Raw genomic sequence first — 15604 nt, 5'->3', positions numbered from 1 at the left:
GGCTCAGGCCTCCACTTCGGTCGGGCGGATCAGCAGGCTGCCGGAGGGGTCGGTGGTGGCGGTGTGGCCGGGAAGCACGAGCGTCGTGGAGTCCATCTCGGTGACGATGGCCGGCCCGTGGATGACGTCACCGGCCCGGAGTTTGAGGCGGTCGTAGAGCGCGGCGTCCACGAAGCCGCCGTCGACGTAGATCGGCGTCGTGCCGGCGCGGACCGGATCGCCGTCGCCCTTCTCCAGGTGGAGGGGCGTGACGGTCGGCTTGGCGCCGGTCACGGTGGCGCGGGCGTTCACCAGCTCATGATCGACCGGCAGGGTGAACGAGAAGAGCCGCTCGTGCTCGGCGTCGAAGCGCGCGGCCAGGCCGCCCGGGCCCTCGCTCAGGTCGAACGTCACGGGCAGCTCGTTGCCCTGCCCGACGAATCGGATGTCGGCGGAATAGGTGATCTGTTCGGCCGCCACGCCCTGCGCGGCGAGCCGGGCGCGAGCCGACTCGGACAGGTCGCGGAAGATCGCCGCGAACTCGTCGGCCGACAGGTCGCCGAGCTTGCGCAGGACGGTCCGCGCCGACTCGTCGCGCGCCGAGGTGGTGGCGTCGCCCAGGGCGCACAACACACCCGGCGACGGCGGGACGATCACCGGCCAGGCCCCGGTGAGCCGCCCGAGCGCGTTGGCGTGCAGCGGCCCGGCGCCGCCGAACGCCACCAGCGCGAACTCGCGCGGGTCGAACCCCTGCTGCACGCTGACCAGCCGCAGGCCGCCCAGCATGTTCTCGTTGACGATGTCGATGATGCCGGCCGCCGCCTGCTCCACGCCGGCCAGGCCCATCGCGTCGGCGATCGTCTGGACCGCCGCGCGGGCCGCTTCCCGGTCGAGGGTGATCTCGCCGCCGGCCAGGGCCGTCGGCAGATAGCCGAGCACGACGTTGGCGTCGGTCACCGTGGGCTGGTCGCCGCCTTTCCCGTACGCGGCGGGGCCCGGCTCGGCGCCGGCGGACTGTGGCCCGACCCGCAGCGCCCTGGTGAGCGGCGGAACGTGGGCTATCGAACCGCCGCCCGCGCCCACCGTCCGTACGTCCACGGCCGACGCACGGACCGTGAGGTCACCCACCTTGGTCTCGCGCCCGATGCGCGCTTGCGCGCCCTGCACCAGCGCCACGTCGGTGGAGGTGCCGCCCATGTCGAAGGTCAGCAGCTCGGTGTGGCCGGACTGCTCGGCCACCCAGACCGCGCCGGTCACACCGCCGGCCGGCCCGGACAGCAGCATGGTCACCGGCGCCGCGATGGCCGCCTCGGCCGCCGACAGCCCGCCGTCGCTGCGCAGGATGGACAGCTCGGCCCGGACGCCCTCGCTCGCCAGCTTGGTCCGCAGATTGCCGGCGTAGCGCGCGACCTGGGGCTGGACATAGCCGTTGGCGACCGTCGTCAGGGCGCGCTCGTATTCGCGCATCTCGGGAAGGACGACGCTGGACAAACTGATCTCCACGCCGGGCAGCTCCTCGCGGGCCAGCTCGCGGAGGCGCCGCTCGTGCACGTCGTTGGCGAACGCGTTGATCAGCGAGATGGCCAGGGCCTCCACGCCGTTGTCGCGGAGCTTGCGCAGTTGCGCGCGGGCCGCCTCCTCGTCGAGGGCGGCGATCACGGTGCCGTCGCTGCCGATCCGCTCGTGGACCTCGACCGTGTTGTCCAGGGCCGCGAGGGGCTCGGGCTTGGGCCAGATGATCCAGCCGGCCAGCCCGCCCGGGACGAACGAGCGGGCGATCTGCAGCACCTGCCGGAAGCCCTGGGTGGTGACCAGGCCGACGGTGGCGCCCTTGCCCTCGAGGATCGCGTTGGTGGCGACCGTGGTGCCGTGCAGCACGTGGGCGACCGCGGACCGGTCGACGCCGGCCTCCGCGCACACCTTGTCGATGCCGTGCAGCACGCCCACCGATTGATCGCTCGGCGTCGAGGCGGTCTTGGCCCGCCACGTCGAACCGGTTTCCTCGTCGACCAGCAGCACGTCGGTAAACGTGCCGCCCACATCCACGCCGAGTCGATAGGACATGTCTCTCCTTAAATGATCTTGTTTTGGCGCAGGCGCGCGCGCTCCGTTTCGTCGAGGCCGATCAGGCCGCCGTAGATCTCGTCGTTGTGATCGCCCAGGGCCGGGCCCACGCTGCGCACCTTGCCAGGGGTGTGTGACAGTTTCGGCGTCGCGTTCTGCATGGGGATCGCGCCGAAGTCGGGATGCGGCACGGTGACGATCGCCTCGCGGGCGGCGAAGTGCGGGTCGTCGAACATGTCCTTGGCCCGGAAGATCCGCCCGGCCGGCACGCCCCCGTCGTGCAGCCGCGCCAGCAGGTCGTCCGCCCGCCCGGTGACGGTCCACTCGGCGATCAGGACGTCGAGCTCGGCCATCGCCGCGCCGCGGGCCGAGTGGGTGGCATAGCGGGGATCGGTGGCGAGCTCGGGGCGGCCCATCACGGCGGCCAGACGCCCGAACACGCTGTCCTGATTGGCGGCGATCAGGATCAGATCGCCGTCCGCGGTCGGATACACGTTGCTCGGTGACACGTTCGGCAGCACGACGCCGGTCCGCTCCCGCTGATAGCCGGCGACCGCCCACTCCGGCAGCAGCGACTCCATCATCGCCAGCACGGCCTCATAGATCGCCGAGTCGACGACCTGGCCGCGGCCGGTCCGCTCTCGGTGGTGCACGGCGACGAGGGTGCCGAGGCACGCGTACGTCGCGGCGAGCGAATCGCCGAGCGAGATCCCCGCGCGCACCGGCGGCCGGCCGGGATCGCCCATGACGTACCGGATGCCGCCCATCGCCTCCCCGATCGAACCGAAACCGGCCCGGCCGGCGTAAGGCCCGCTCTGCCCGTAGCCCGTGACCCGGGTGACGATCAGGCCGGGGTTGGTCTCCCACAGCGCCTCGGGAGCCATCCCCCAGCGCTCGAGCGTGCCCGGCCGGAAGTTCTCCACCACGATGTCGGCGGTGTCGATCAGCCGGCGGATCAGCGCCTGGCCCTCGGGCTTACGCAGGTCGCACGTCACCGACTTCTTGTTGCGCGCGACGACCGGCCACCACAGCGACTTGCCGTGCGGCTTCTCCCGGCCCCACTCGCGCATCGGGTCGCCGCGGCCCGGATCCTCCACCTTGATCACCTCGGCGCCGAAGTCGCCGAGCAGCTGACCGCAGAACGGCCCGGCCAGGAGCTGGCCGAACTCCACCACGCGCAGGTCGTCGAGGGGCAAGGTCACGACCGTTCCCCGATCATCGTGGCGCGGGCGTCGTAGAGGTGGGCGCGCATGATCGCCTCGGCCAGTCGCTGTCGCCGGCCCGCGCCGCCGCCACCATCTCGACGTGCGCCGCCTGCTCCGCCGCTGGTCGCACCGGACCCCCTCGTCATCGATTGCATGCAATCCTGGCCCGCGGCCCTCCCCGAAGCAAGATGCTTCCGGGGATTGCATGCATCGGCTTTTGTCGTACGCCGGCGCTACGTTGCGGGCCGACGCGGCGATGAGTTTCGCGTCCGGCCGGGGTCTACCGTCACGAAGCCAGGCCCACGACGCGGAGGAGCGGTTCCATGCGCAAGATCATTTACTGGGTGCACACCTCGATCGACGGGTTCGTCGACGGGCCCAACGGCGAGTTCGACTGGCCGGTGATGGGGCCGGAGCTGTCCGCCTATTCCGAGAGCCTCGACGAGCGGGTCGACACGCTGCTGTTCGGCCGCCCGGTGTGGGAGATGATGGTCGGCTTCTGGCCGAACGCCGAGTCGATCAGCCAGGACCCGCACATCCTGGCCTTCGCGCCGTTCTGGCGGGCCACCCCCAAGATCGTGTTCTCGCACGACTACCCCGGCGACGAGTGGACCACCCGGGTCATCGGCACCGACCTCGCGGCCGAGGTGACCGCGCTCAAGGCCGAGCCGGGCAAGGATCTGCTGCTCACCGGGGGCGCGAGCATCGCCGCCGCGCTGACCGCGCACGGGCTCGTCGACGAGTACCACATCGCCGTGCACCCGGTCGTCCTCGGCGGCGGGCGCAAGCTGTTCGGCGAGCCGAAGGAGCGGCTCAACCTCCGGGCCACCGAGTCCCGCCTGCTCGACGGCCAGGTCGTGGTCACCAGCTACCACCGCGCGAGCTAGGCATCGGGCGGCCCGGGGCCGGCCGGTTGGACTCGCGGGCACGGCACCGCGCACGATCGGGACATGACTGACGTGATCGTGCTCGGCGGCGGGGTGATCGGGCTGACCGCGGCCGTCCGGCTTCAGGAGCGCGGGGCCGACGTGACGGTATGGGCGGCCGACGAGCCGGCGGCGACGGTGTCCAGCATGGCGGCGGCGGTCTGGTACCCGACCCGCACCGCCGCGGACCCGCGGGTGCTGCGGTGGGCCGCCGACACGTACGCGGAGTTCCGGCGGCAGATCGACGACGGCGTTCCGGGCATGCTGCTGCGCCGGACACGGATGCTGCTGCGCCGTCCGGCCGCCGAGCTGCCGTGGTGGGCACCGGCCGCCGGGCACGTCGACCTGCGGGGTGCTCCGGACCCGTACGCGAATGCCTTGATCTTTGATGCCCCGCTGGCCGAGATGCCGGTCTATCTGGGGTGGCTGCGCGGGAAAATCAGGACCGTCGAACGGCGGCGGGTGGCGCACCTCGGCGAGGCGACGGCGCGGGCGCCGATCGTGGTCAATGCGACCGGCCTGGCGGCGGCGCGGCTGTGCGGCGACGCGCGGGTCCATCCGGTACGCGGGCACGTGGTGCTCGCGGCGAACCCGGGGCTGGACGAATCGGTGCGCGACGAGGACCACCCGGCCGGCGCCACCTACGTGCATCCGCGCAGCCGGGACGTGGTGCTGGGCGGGTCCTTCGACGACGACCGCACGGACACCGGGCCGGATCCGGCCGAGGCGGCGGGGATCGTCGAGCGGGCGACAGCGCTGGTGCCCCGGCTGCGGGGCGCGGAGATCCTCGGCGACCGGATCGGGCTGCGGCCGGCGCGCGACGGCGGCGCCCGTGTGGAGCGGGAGGGCAACATCGTGCACGCGTACGGCCACGGCGGCGCCGGGATGACGCTCTCGTGGGGCTGCGCCGACGAGGTGGCCCGCCTGGCGCTGAGCTGAGCGGTCTCCGACGTCACACCCGAGATGGTGGACGTGTCAATCGTGGTGACGCACTATTGACGCGTCAATCACTTGGGGTGACGCATGAACGACACTCTCGCGGCCGCCGGGCGCCGCCGGATGACGTCCCGTGAGCTGGTCGTCTGGCGCGCGCTGATCGACACCACCGCCGAGCTGCACCGCCGCCTCGCGGCCCAGCTCGCCGCCGACTCCGGCCTCTCCCCCGGCGACTACTCGGTGCTGCTCGCGCTCTCCGAGGCCCCCGGCCGCCGGCTGCGCTCCTCCGAGCTGGCCGCCACCATCGACTGGGAGCGCAGCCGCCTCTCGCACCACCTGGGCCGGATGGAGAAGCGCGGCCTGATCGAGCGGGCCGAGTGCGTCACCGACAGCCGCGGCGCCGAGGTCGTGCTGAGCGAGGACGGCGCCCGCACCTTCCGGGCCGCCACCGCCCCGCACGCCCGCGCCATCAAGCAGCACTTCGGCGACGCGCTCAGCCCCGCCCAGTTCGAGGCCCTCGACGACATCCTGCAGACCCTCGACCGGCACCTGGAGGCGACCCGATGAGCCGCATCGCCGTGCTGGGCTCGGGACACACCGGCCCGATCGTGGCCCGGATGGCGGTCGAGGCCGGCCACCAGGTCTCCATCTCGGCCTCCGGCGACCCCAAGCGGATCGCGCTGATCGCCACCGTGCTCGCCCCGGGCGCCGAGGCCCGCTGGGCGGCCGACGCCGTCCGGGACGCCGGCATCGTCGTCCTCGCGATCCCGATGCACGCCTTCCCCGGGCTGGATCCGGCCCTCTTCGACGGCAAGCTGGTCATCGACATCATGAACTACTGGCCGCCCAACGACGGCGTGCTCGAGCCGTTCGAGCACAGCGGCCGCGGCAGCAGCGAGGTGGTCGCCGAGCGGCTCGCCGGCGCCACCGTGGTCAAGACGCTCAACCACATCGGCTACCACGACATGGACGAGCGCCGGCTGCCCGCCGGCGCCCCCGGCCGGCTGGCGCTGGGCGTGGCCGGCGACGACCCGGCCGCGGTCGACACCGTTGCGGCGCTGGTGGACTCGTTCGGCTTCGACCCGGTGCCGTTCTCCGCGCTGAGCGCCGGCCGGGGTTTCGAGCCGGGCCACCCGGTCTTCGGCGCGCTGCTGACCCGGGCCGAGTTCCTGGCCGCATTGGACCTGCAACCCGAGGATTAGGGTCCGTCCGGCGAATCACGCGGGGTACCGCTCCGGTGGCGGGCAGGCTGACCGTCACGGTCAGGCCGCCGCCGGGCCGGGCGCCCGCGGTCGCGGTGCCGCCGTGGGCGCCGGCGATCGACGCGACGATCGCCGGCCCGAGACCGAATCCGCCGGAGGCGTTGCGGGCCGCCTCGGTGATCCGGTGCACCGGTCGCAGCACCCGGCCGGCCGCGACCCAGCCCACCGCCGTGGCCAGCACGGCGACCCGGTCACCATCCCGCCTCAGGCGCCGCTGTCCGGGCTGGCGGCCGCCCTGGTGGTCGGCGCCCTGGCCGGCTGGTACCCGGCACTCCGGGCCGCCCGGATGTCCCCCGTGGAGGCGCTGCGCACGCTCTGAGACCCAGGGCCGCCTCCGCCCCACCAAGGAATGGTGATCCGCCGGCTACCTGGCCAGGAGGTGCCAGCCCAGCCACAGCCAGGCGGCGAAGATGATGACGCGCCCGGCGCGCGAGCTCAGCGCCGCGGTCAAGGTGACGGGCAGCGGCCGTACGCGTGCTCCTGACCGCCGGGCTCCCGGTCGCCGGACTCCCGGTCGCCGGGCGAGCAGGTCGGTTGCGACTGCCAGGACCAGGATCGCGGCGAAGCCGGCGATGATGGCGGCGCGTGGTGTCATCGGCTCACCAACCACAGACCCGCGCCGATCCAGATCAGATAGCCGATCACCCGTCCCGGGTAGGTGCTCAGCAGAGGGTCAGCGAGCGTGCTCAGGGTGGGGTGCGCGGTGTCGTCGGGCCCGAGCCAGACGCCGAGTTCGAATGCCCCGGCCAGCGCGCCCACGCCGAGCCACACCGCGGCGGAGCGGCGACCGGCCGGCTGGACGCGGCTCGGCCGGCGCCACACGCCGACGGAGAACAGCGGCGCCCCCACGACGAGGACAGCGATGAGGGCGGGACCGGTCAGGGGCTGGCACAGCGCTGCCACCAGCGCATAGGCGACGACGGCGGCGATGACCGCGGCGCGTCGGCCACCGTGGTGGGCGGTCCGGCCTTCGGGATCCACCCTCGCATTGTCACCGCCGTCGCTCTACGTTCGGCGCTTCGAGGTGTCGGCGGGAAGTGTGGATCCACGACGGCCGGAACTCCGGCAGCACCGGATCCGCAAAAAACCACCCCCCGGCATTGACTTGTCCAATTGCTCTGCCCCGCCGGCATCGGAAACACGTAGACCTTTCAACGGCCCACCCACCGGCGAGGGGAGAACACCGGGATGCTGGCGTCGTGGCGGCCTCTGGCCGGGTTGCTGGTCGCGCAGACCGGCGCGGTCACCGCCAACCGGATCCTGCTGGTTGCTCTGCCCTGGCTGGTGCTGACCGCGACCGGCAGCCCCGCGCAGACCGGGCTGGTCGCGTTCTGCCAGGTCCTGCCGTTCGTCGTGATCCAGGCCCTGACCGGCCCGATCCTCGACCGGGTCAGCCCGCGCCGGGTCAGCACCGCCGGCGACCTGACCTCCGCCGCCGCGATCGTGATCCTCACGCTGCCCGGCGACCGGCCGTTGTGGCTGCTCATGGCGGTGGCCGCGCTGATCGGCGCCGCCGACGGCCCGGCCACCGCGGCCAAGGGCATGCTGCTGCCCAGCGCCACCACCACCGCCGGGCAGCCGCTCGAGCGCGGCGCCGGCCTGGCGACCGCCGCCGAGCGCACCGCCACCGCGGCCGGGCCGGCCCTGGCCGGGCTCCTGATCGCCGGGTACGGCGTGCACGCCGCCCTGTGGTCGGCGATCGCGACCCTGCTCGTGGCGGCCATCGTGCTGCCCGCGATGACCGAGGCCACCACCTATCCGCCGTCGACCGGCGACGCGTACGTGGCCCGCCTGCGGCACGGCGCCGCCTTCCTGCGCGACGACACCTCGCTGCGCGCGATCGTCACGATGATCGTCATCACGAACTTCGCCGACCAGGCGTTCCTCACCGTTCTGCTGCCGGTCTGGGCCCGCAGCACCGGCCACGGCGCGGCCCTGGTCGGCCTGGCGATCAGCGGCTTCGCCACCGCATCGATCGGCACCGCGCTGCTGGCCGCCTGGATCGGCCACCGGCTCCCGCGCCGCCTCACCTACCTGGTCGGCTTCGTCACCAGCGGCGTCACCCGCATCGTCGCCCTGGCGGCGGGCCTGCCCCCGGACGCGGTCCTGATCGTCTTCGCCGTCGCCGGCCTCGGCTCGGGCCTGGTCAACCCGATCATCAGCACGCTCACCTACGAGCGCATCCCGCCCGAGCTGCTCGGCCGCGTGCAGACCCTGATCACCGCATGCGCCTGGTCCGGCATCCCGTTCGGCGGCCTGGCCGGCGCCGCCATCCTCGCCGCCACCGGCCTCACCACCTCGCTGTGGGCGTGCAGCGTCGCGTACCTCGTCGCGGTGATCCGCCCCGGCTGGCGGGTCCAATGGCACACGCCCGCGGCGCCACCCACCGCCTTACCCGCCCCGCACCGCCACGAGCCCTGCACCAAGGCCGCCTGATGGCTGATCGCTTTCGGGCGTGGGCCGCCCCGCTCAGGGCCTGGCTCCCGGCCCTGCTTCCGGCCCTGCTCCGGGCCCCCGCTTCCGGTTCACAGCCCGTCGGTCACCTGGCGGACAGTGATGTCCCGCGCGACGGTTTCCGGCCGGCCGGCGGCGAGAGGCTGCTCCGCGACGTCGGCCCAGACGGCGGCGAACGCCTCGAACAGCAGCGGGGTGAGCCCGGCCGCGGCCTGGGACGCGGCGATCTCCCGCATCTCGGCGACGTAGCGGTGCGCCTTGGTGGCGGCCATGGCCACCTCGTACGGGCTCCCGAAACGGTCGCCGAGGTCGGCCACGACCGGCTCGAGGACGCCGTGCGCCGACGCGGCGCGGAGCGCCTGGGTCAGCAGGCCCATCAGTCCCTTGTAGACGGACGCGGTGGACATCTTCACCGCGCTGGCGGCGCCGATGCGGTCGCCGACCGGAACCGGGGTGGCGTGGGTCCACCGCAGGGCGGCGACCTCGGCGGCCCGGGGGCCGGAAAGAAAGATCCGGGCGCCGGGCCGCACGGTGGGTGGCGGGCCCGAGATCGAGCCGTCCACGAAGTCGAGGCCGGCGGCGGCGAGCACCTGCGCGACCTGCCCCGCCGTGGTCGGCGAGGTGGCGTTCAGGTCGGCGACCAACGGGCGGGCACCGACGCCGGCGGCCAGCGCGGCGATCTCGGTGGCGGCCTCGACGGCGGCGCCCGGCGGCGTCACCACGAGGACCACGTCGGCCTCGGCGAGCACGTCGGCCGGGCGGTCGGCGATCCGCAGGCGCGCCTGGCGCGCCAGTTGCGCCGTCCGAGCCGATCGGCCCGCCAGCGACGTGACGACGTCGTGCCCGCCCTCGCGCAGTGCCCAGCCCAGCCCGGAACCCATGTGCCCGGCGCCAACCAGGCCGATCGTCGTCATGGTGGCAATTTAGCGTGTGGTTTAGAGTCGTGGCGATGAGTGAGGACGTGGCGCCCCCGCGACGGGACCGCATCTTTGTGCAGGTCACCGTGGACCTCGCGATTCTCACCGTCCGCGACGGGAGCCTGCAGATCCTGCTGATCCGGCGCGGCAACGAGCCGTACCAGGATCACCTCGCGCTGCCGGGCGGCTTCATCCGCGAGGGCGAGGGTTTGCGCGACGCCGCCCACCGCGAACTGCACGAGGAGACGGGCCTCGACGGCACCCTGCTGCACCTGACCCAGCTCGGCGCCTACGGCGATCCGGAGCGGGATCCGCGCGGCCGGATCATCAGCGTGGCGTTCCTGGCCATCGCGCCCCACCTGCCGTCGCCGGTGCCCGGGTCGGACGCGGTCGGGGCACGGTGGATGCCCGTCGAGTCGGCGCTGGCGGATCGGACCTTCCTCGCCTTCGACCACTACGAGATCGCCACCGACGCGGTCGAGCGGGCCCGCACCATGCTGGAGCAGACGATGCTCGCGCCGGTCTTCTGCGCCCCGGAGTTCACCATGGGCGAGCTGCGCGAGGTCTACGAGGTGGTGTGGGGCATCCCGCTGGATCCCCGCAACTTCGCCCGCAAGGTGAAGAACACGCCGGACTTCGTGAAGGAGACGGGCCACAAGCGCAGCCCCGCGATCGGCCGCCCGGCGATCCTCTACACGGCCGCCTCACCCAGCGACGCCACGCTGTACCCGGCGATGCTCCGCCACGCCATGCGCGAGGCCGCGGAGTAGGAGCGCGGTTCATCGTCACATGCCGGACGACGGGGCGCCCGTCTACGTTGGTGGCATGACTGTGCTGGACATCCGGAAGGTGGGCGACCCGGTGCTGCGCAAGCCGGCCGCCGAGGTCACCGACTTCGACGCCGAGCTGCATCGCCTGGTCAAGGACCTGACCGAGACCCTGGCGGACTCCGGCGGCGCCGGCCTGGCCGCTCCGCAGATCGGCGTGAGCCTGCGGGTCTTCGCGATCGCTCCCGAGCTGCCGGGCAACGACCTGAAGCTCGACCACCTGGTCAACCCGGTGCTGGACTTCCCGGACGAGGAGACCCAGGACGGCTTCGAGGGCTGCCTGTCGATCCCGGGGATCTACCTGGACACCCGCCGCCGGAGGAACGTGCTGGCCAAGGGTTACACCAAGCACGGCGACCCGGTGCAGGTGGTCGGCGACGGCATCCTGGCGCGCTGCATGCAGCACGAGACCGACCACCTCGACGGCATCCTGTTCGTCGACCGGCAGGACGCGGCCGGCCGGCAGCGGATCCTCGACGCCGTACGGGAGGCGTCGTGGTTCGAGGGGCTGCCCGCCCCGGCCGTGCGGACCAGCCCGCATTAGGCCCAGCCCGCATTAGGCATCGTCCGGCTCGCGTATCGTCGGGCGATGCCCGAGTTGGTGCCGCTCCATGCCAGTCATGCCCCGGCGGTTCTGGCCTTCGAGCTGGCGAACCGCGCCTACTTCGCGGCCACGATCTTCGATCGCGGCGACGAATACTTCGAGCACTTCGCCGAGCGGTACGACGCGCTGCTGGCCGAGCAGGAGGCCGGCGTGTGCGCCTTCTACGTGCTCGTCGCGGACGACGGCGCGGTGCTCGGCCGGTTCAACCTGGTCGACATCGAGGACCACGCCGCGGAACTCGGATACCGGGTCGCGCAGGAGGTCACCGGCCAGGGCGTGGCGACCGCGACCGTCCGGGAGCTGTGCCGGCTGTCGGCGGACCGGCACGGCCTGCGCCGGCTGCGGGCGGCCGTCGCCGACCGGAACCTGGCGTCCCGGCGGGTGCTGATCAAGGCCGGGTTCACGCCGGCCGGCCCGGCCGACCCGGCCCACGTCGGGGGCGAGAAGGGCACCTGGTACGAGCGCGCCCTGACACCCTAGCTGTCATCGATCTAGCTGTCATCGATGCCGCGCTACCGCGGCCGAGCGGTCGCGAGCAGATCCTGGACGGCGCGGGCCGACAACGCGATCTTCGAGACGAAGCCGATCGCCGGGCTGGCCTCGATCAGGTCCGCGTAGTCGTCGCCCGCGTGGGTCGAAATCATGATCACCGGGATCGGGTGGAGGCGCGCGGCCAGGTCGAAGCCGCTCTCCTCGCCCAGGTTGATGTCGACCAGCGCGACGTCCGGCCGCAACTCGGCGGCGAGCGCCAGCGCCTGCTCGATCCGGCCGGCGACGCCGGCGACCGCCAGCCCCTCCCGTTCGAGCAGGTCACGGGCGGCGGCGAGGAAGTGCTCGTTGTCGTCCACGAGCAGGCAGCGCAATGTCACCGCACCAGAGTGGCAGCGGTCCCCGGCGTACGCATTCCTGCTAACGCTACTTGTGACCAACCGGCACGCGGCAGGTGATCGTCGTGCCGCCGCCGGCCGGGCTGCGCACGTCGATCGTGCCGCCCAGCGCCTCGATCCGGTCCTTGAGCCCGACCAGGCCGGAACCGCGCGCCGGGTCCGCCCCGCCGCGGCCGTCGTCGCTGACCACCAGCACCAGCCGGTCCCGCGCCACCGACGCGTGCACCGTGACGACCGTGGCCGCGGCGTGCTTGACCGCGTTGGTGAGCACCTCCGAGACGACGTAGTAGGCGCCGATCTCGACCGGCTGCGGGAGCCGGCCGTCCAGGCGTACGTCGATCTCCACCGGAAGCGGCGAACGGCGCCCCAGCGCCCGCAGCGCCGGCCGCAGGCCGGAATCGGACAGCACGGCCGGGTGGATGCCCCGGGACAGCTCCCGCAGCTCGTCGATGACGACCAGCAGATCGGCCGAGAGATCCGGCAGGTCGTCGGCCGTCGCCGCGCGCAGCCGCAGGGCCAGCGCGACCAGCCGCTGCTGGGCGCCGTCGTGCAGGTCCCGCTCGATCTGCCGGCGCGCCTCGTCGGCGGCGGCCACGATGCGGGCCCGGGAACTGATCAGCTCGGCGCGGCTCTGCGCGTTCGCCACCGCGACCGCCACCAGGTCGGTGAACTCGGCCAGCCGGGCCTCGAGGTCGTCCGGCAGCCGCCCCTCGCCCGAGCCGACCGCGATCATCCCCCAGAGCCGGCCGTTCGCGTGGATCGGCATGCCCACGGCCCAGATCAGCCCCTCGTCGGCGTACTTCCGGCCGCCCGGCAGCTCCCGGAAGTCGTGCACCCGGGCCGTCTGCCCGGTGCGGTGGATCGTGGCGGTGATGCCCTCGGGCGGGTAGCCCTCCCACACGTGGCCGACCCGCACGTGCGGCCCGGACGTCCCCTCGTTGGCCAGCAGCGTCGCCGAGCCGTCCAGCTCGTAGCGGATCAGCCGGGCGGTTCCACTGCCGAACTGCCGCAGCACCTCCTTGGTCACCGCCGAGAAAACCAGCTCCGGCGCGGTGTCCTGGGCGATCAGCACGGCGAGCCGGCGCAGCGACGCCTGCTCCTCGGCCAGCGCGCGCAGCTGTTGCACGGCCTGCGCATTGGCGATGGCCAGCGCCGCCAGATCGATGAAGTCGCCGACCCGCTCCTCGGTGCCCTCGGGGAAGGCCGGGCGGGCCGTGCCGGCCACCACCACGCCCCAAAGCCGGCCGCCGGCCACGATCGGCGCGGCGAACACCACCCGGATGCCGAGCTTGGCGACCAGAACGCCGAACGGCCCGGCCCGCAGCTCCGGCCCGGTCAGCTGGCCGGCCTCGCCGGTGGTCACCACCCGGTGCAGCAGCATGGCGTCGGTCAGCACGATCCGGTGCCCGACCGGCAGGTCCGCGGTCAGCCCGCCGAAGGAGCCCACGACGGTCACCGACTCGGGCGTTTCCGATGGCCCGCCCTCCTCGCCGGACCGCCACACGGTTCCGGCGGGGCTCGGCTCGTTGGGCCGGGCTCCGGCGGGGCTCGGCTCGTTGGGCCGGGCTCCGGCGGGGCTCGGCTCGTTGGGCCGGGCTCCGGCGGAGCTTGGCTCGTTGAGCCGGGCTCCGGCGGAGCTTGGCTCGTTGAGCCGGGTGACGAACGTCGAGTCGGCGCCGATCAGCCCGGCCAGCTCGTCGGCGATCGCGCCGAACACGTCCTCCGGCGCGGCGCCGCCGGCCACCAGGGTGGCGACCCGGCGCAGCGCGACCTGCTCGTCCAGCAGCTCACCATGTGCCCGCTCGGACTGCACCGCGCGGCGGGTGGCCGCCGTCGCCACCGAGCCGACGATCACCGCCATCACGATGAACAGGCCGAGCAGGATGATCGCGGAGTCGTCGAAGTCGCGCAGCGGCGGCAGGAAGAACCAGTCGAACGCCTCGATCGCCGCCACCCCGACCGGCAGCGCGTAGAGGATCCCGAACGCCCGAGCCGTCGCCAGCACGCCGGCCAGCAGCGCGACGCCGAGCACCACCGCCGGCACCTGCGGCACATGGTGGCGCAGGAACGTGGCGACGAGGGCGGTGAGCACGAATGCCGCCAGCCCCGCGACGAGCGCGAGCGCGGACTCGGCGTAGAGGGGCAGGCGGCGCACCCTATGAGGCTGCCACAGGGGCTTCCGGGCTGTCCCGATGGGCAGGATCACACCGCATCGCGCTCGCCGCTCACCGTCACCTCACCGGCCTGACCGGCTCGGTCGACCTTCGATGCGCTGGCGCCCTGCCCCGGCGACCTCTCCTTCGCCGGACGGCTGCTGTCCACCCTCGGCCTGGACCATCGCTCCGGCGACCGCCGGCCCACCTCTCCCAGGGGAGCGCGGCCCTACCCCGATCAGCCGCCTGCTGCCGTCACCCACGACCTACGCGCTTCTGCTCCGTGACGGCGGGTCGTGGCCTCCGGCCCCGGCCCGGGAGACGATGACGACGGCGAGCGTTTCCTCGGCCTTCGATCACCCCATTCGCGTACGCCTGGAGGAGGGCCGATGGTCGGCCCGCCCCGCCCGGCTGCCGCTCAGCACGTGAGCCTTCGCCATCGGGTCCGAGTCCGGTGCGTCCACTCCGCCCTGTGGTCTCTCCATTCCGCCGCCCTGAGGTCGGTATTCAAATGGTGAATGTGGATCTTTGGGGTGGCTCGGCCCGCCCGAGAAGTGTCGTACAGGTGTTCGAGAATGGGTCCCGTGATGACGGACCTGCAGCAACTGGGCGAGGACGCGGCGAAACTCGCCGCCGCCCCGGTGTGGCCGCTGTCCGACGACGAACTCACCGAGGCCCTGCGCCGCGCCCACCGCCTGCACCAAGCCACCCTCACCCTGCAAGCCCGCCTCGTCCAGCAGGCCACCACCCGCGGCGTGCCCACCACCCAGGGCTACCGCTCCACCAGCCACTGGCTACGCGCGCTGCTGCTCCTCGACCCCCAACCCGCCCGCGACCTCGCCGACGCCGCCACCGCCCTGCACCACCCCGCCATCGAACAAGCCCTGATCCACGGCCACCTCGACCTGCGCCAAGCCACCGCGATCGCCGCCACCATCGACACCATCCCCACCGACCTCGCCGACATCACCGACCCCGGCCTCACCCCTCAGACCGTCACCGAGATCATCGACCAGGCCGAGCACACGATGATCGAGATGGCCGGGCGGCTGCCCGCCTACCAACTCCGCCGCGTCGGCGACCGCATCCTCACCCACATCGCCCCCCACCTGGCCGACCAAGCCGACGAAGCCGCCCTCACCCGCCAAGAAACCCGCGCCCATCGCCGACGCAGTCTGACCCTGTCGCTACCCCTCGACGGCCTCGTCCGCATCACCGGCGTACTCAGCGCCGAAGACGCCGCCACCATCCACGCCGCCCTGCACCCCCTCACCCGCCCCACCCCCACCGACGACCGCACCCCCGCCCAACGCCGCGCCGACGCCCTCATCGACATCTGCCGACTCGCCCTACGCACCCGACAACTACCCGACGACGGCGGCGAACCACC

General features: G+C 73.2%; 17 protein-coding genes. 10 read left to right on the top strand and 7 right to left on the bottom strand.

The window, feature by feature from the left end; all coding sequences use genetic code 11:
- Positions 1-3: 3 nt before the first annotated feature.
- Together ACFQS1_RS10720 and ACFQS1_RS10715 are read right to left on the bottom strand one after the other, a co-directional pair.
- Complete coding sequence (locus ACFQS1_RS10720; RefSeq protein ID WP_378966434.1) at positions 4-2043, bottom strand: hydantoinase/oxoprolinase family protein; 2040 nt, start codon at positions 2041-2043, stop codon at positions 4-6.
- An 8-nt stretch (positions 2044-2051) separates the two neighbouring features.
- Complete coding sequence (locus ACFQS1_RS10715) at positions 2052-3245, bottom strand: CaiB/BaiF CoA transferase family protein (protein ID WP_378966432.1); 1194 nt, start codon at positions 3243-3245, stop codon at positions 2052-2054.
- Positions 3246-3571: 326 nt separating this feature from the next.
- Here ACFQS1_RS10715 and ACFQS1_RS10710 point away from each other — a divergent pair, with 326 nt between their 5' ends.
- The 5 genes from ACFQS1_RS10710 to ACFQS1_RS10690 all read left to right on the top strand — a co-directional run bounded on the left by ACFQS1_RS10710 (position 3572) and on the right by ACFQS1_RS10690 (position 6691).
- Positions 3572-4135 carry a dihydrofolate reductase family protein gene (locus ACFQS1_RS10710; protein WP_378966429.1) on the top strand — a complete coding sequence of 188 codons (564 nt, stop codon included), beginning with the start codon at positions 3572-3574 and terminating at the stop codon, positions 4133-4135.
- 63 nt (positions 4136-4198) lie between these two features.
- Positions 4199-5113, top strand: a complete 915-nt coding sequence (locus tag ACFQS1_RS10705) for an FAD-dependent oxidoreductase (RefSeq protein WP_378966426.1) — start codon at positions 4199-4201, stop codon at positions 5111-5113.
- Positions 5114-5197: 84 nt separating this feature from the next.
- Positions 5198-5677, top strand: a complete 480-nt coding sequence (locus ACFQS1_RS10700; protein ID WP_378966424.1) for a MarR family winged helix-turn-helix transcriptional regulator — start codon at positions 5198-5200, stop codon at positions 5675-5677.
- Positions 5674-6312 carry an NADPH-dependent F420 reductase gene (locus ACFQS1_RS10695; protein ID WP_378966422.1) on the top strand — a complete coding sequence of 213 codons (639 nt, stop codon included), beginning with the start codon at positions 5674-5676 and terminating at the stop codon, positions 6310-6312. The genes ACFQS1_RS10700 and ACFQS1_RS10695 overlap by 4 nt, the downstream gene beginning before the upstream one ends.
- A gap of 184 nt (positions 6313-6496) precedes the next feature.
- Positions 6497-6691 carry a hypothetical protein gene (locus tag ACFQS1_RS10690; RefSeq protein ID WP_378966420.1) on the top strand — a complete coding sequence of 65 codons (195 nt, stop codon included), beginning with the start codon at positions 6497-6499 and terminating at the stop codon, positions 6689-6691.
- A gap of 45 nt (positions 6692-6736) precedes the next feature.
- On the opposite strand, the gene ACFQS1_RS10685 is transcribed toward ACFQS1_RS10690, so the two are convergent.
- Both ACFQS1_RS10685 and ACFQS1_RS10680 read right to left on the bottom strand, forming a co-directional pair.
- The gene (locus ACFQS1_RS10685) at positions 6737-6967 is read right to left on the bottom strand and encodes a DUF6186 family protein (RefSeq protein WP_378966417.1); all 231 of its coding nucleotides are present in this window, start codon (positions 6965-6967) and stop codon (positions 6737-6739) included.
- The gene (locus tag ACFQS1_RS10680) at positions 6964-7353 is read right to left on the bottom strand and encodes a hypothetical protein (protein WP_378966415.1); all 390 of its coding nucleotides are present in this window, start codon (positions 7351-7353) and stop codon (positions 6964-6966) included. The genes ACFQS1_RS10685 and ACFQS1_RS10680 overlap by 4 nt, the downstream gene beginning before the upstream one ends.
- A gap of 207 nt (positions 7354-7560) precedes the next feature.
- Here ACFQS1_RS10680 and ACFQS1_RS10675 point away from each other — a divergent pair, with 207 nt between their 5' ends.
- Entirely contained in the window at positions 7561-8808 is a 1248-nt protein-coding gene (locus tag ACFQS1_RS10675; RefSeq protein ID WP_378966413.1) for an MFS transporter, read from the top strand.
- Between the two features lie 89 nt (positions 8809-8897).
- Here ACFQS1_RS10675 and ACFQS1_RS10670 read toward each other — a convergent pair whose 3' ends face one another.
- Positions 8898-9740, bottom strand: a complete 843-nt coding sequence (locus tag ACFQS1_RS10670; RefSeq protein ID WP_378966411.1) for an NAD(P)-dependent oxidoreductase — start codon at positions 9738-9740, stop codon at positions 8898-8900.
- A gap of 35 nt (positions 9741-9775) precedes the next feature.
- On the opposite strand from ACFQS1_RS10670, the gene ACFQS1_RS10665 reads away from it, so the two are divergent.
- Genes ACFQS1_RS10665 through ACFQS1_RS10655 form a run of 3 tightly spaced genes read left to right on the top strand, consistent with a single transcriptional unit; the run spans position 9776 to position 11654 of the window.
- The gene (locus ACFQS1_RS10665; RefSeq protein ID WP_378966408.1) at positions 9776-10513 is read left to right on the top strand and encodes an NUDIX hydrolase; all 738 of its coding nucleotides are present in this window, start codon (positions 9776-9778) and stop codon (positions 10511-10513) included.
- 55 nt (positions 10514-10568) lie between these two features.
- Positions 10569-11114: a peptide deformylase gene (def, locus tag ACFQS1_RS10660; protein WP_378966406.1), complete on the top strand. Its 546-nt coding sequence runs from the start codon at positions 10569-10571 to the stop codon at positions 11112-11114.
- Between the two features lie 45 nt (positions 11115-11159).
- Complete coding sequence (locus ACFQS1_RS10655; RefSeq protein WP_378966404.1) at positions 11160-11654, top strand: GNAT family N-acetyltransferase; 495 nt, start codon at positions 11160-11162, stop codon at positions 11652-11654.
- Positions 11655-11686: 32 nt separating this feature from the next.
- Here ACFQS1_RS10655 and ACFQS1_RS10650 read toward each other — a convergent pair whose 3' ends face one another.
- Both ACFQS1_RS10650 and ACFQS1_RS10645 read right to left on the bottom strand, forming a co-directional pair.
- Entirely contained in the window at positions 11687-12043 is a 357-nt protein-coding gene (locus tag ACFQS1_RS10650; protein WP_378966402.1) for a response regulator, read from the bottom strand.
- A gap of 46 nt (positions 12044-12089) precedes the next feature.
- Positions 12090-14216, bottom strand: a complete 2127-nt coding sequence (locus ACFQS1_RS10645) for a sensor histidine kinase (RefSeq protein ID WP_378966400.1) — start codon at positions 14214-14216, stop codon at positions 12090-12092.
- 585 nt (positions 14217-14801) lie between these two features.
- Between ACFQS1_RS10645 and ACFQS1_RS10640 the strand changes: the two genes are divergently transcribed.
- Positions 14802-15604 (top strand): DUF222 domain-containing protein (locus ACFQS1_RS10640; RefSeq protein ID WP_378966397.1); only part of this gene is annotated, 803 nt, incomplete at its 3' end.

This window comes from Paractinoplanes rhizophilus (assembly GCF_042664765.1).
Taxonomy (GTDB): Bacteria; Actinomycetota; Actinomycetes; order Mycobacteriales; family Micromonosporaceae; genus Actinoplanes; species Actinoplanes rhizophilus.
This window is presented reverse-complemented; position numbering and strand designations above follow the sequence as displayed.

Coding starts and splice junctions, on each gene's coding strand:
- ACFQS1_RS10705 (WP_378966426.1), top strand. CDS start 4,199: ATGACTGACGTGATCGTGCTCGGCGGCGGGGTGATCGGGCTGACCGCG.
- ACFQS1_RS10700 (WP_378966424.1), top strand. CDS start 5,198: ATGAACGACACTCTCGCGGCCGCCGGGCGCCGCCGGATGACGTCCCGT.
- ACFQS1_RS10720 (WP_378966434.1), bottom strand. CDS start 2,043: ATGTCCTATCGACTCGGCGTGGATGTGGGCGGCACGTTTACCGACGTG.
- ACFQS1_RS10655 (WP_378966404.1), top strand. CDS start 11,160: ATGCCCGAGTTGGTGCCGCTCCATGCCAGTCATGCCCCGGCGGTTCTG.
- ACFQS1_RS10685 (WP_378966417.1), bottom strand. CDS start 6,967: ATGACACCACGCGCCGCCATCATCGCCGGCTTCGCCGCGATCCTGGTC.
- ACFQS1_RS10675 (WP_378966413.1), top strand. CDS start 7,561: ATGCTGGCGTCGTGGCGGCCTCTGGCCGGGTTGCTGGTCGCGCAGACC.
- ACFQS1_RS10695 (WP_378966422.1), top strand. CDS start 5,674: ATGAGCCGCATCGCCGTGCTGGGCTCGGGACACACCGGCCCGATCGTG.
- ACFQS1_RS10710 (WP_378966429.1), top strand. CDS start 3,572: ATGCGCAAGATCATTTACTGGGTGCACACCTCGATCGACGGGTTCGTC.
- ACFQS1_RS10665 (WP_378966408.1), top strand. CDS start 9,776: ATGAGTGAGGACGTGGCGCCCCCGCGACGGGACCGCATCTTTGTGCAG.
- ACFQS1_RS10670 (WP_378966411.1), bottom strand. CDS start 9,740: ATGACGACGATCGGCCTGGTTGGCGCCGGGCACATGGGTTCCGGGCTG.
- def (WP_378966406.1), top strand. CDS start 10,569: ATGACTGTGCTGGACATCCGGAAGGTGGGCGACCCGGTGCTGCGCAAG.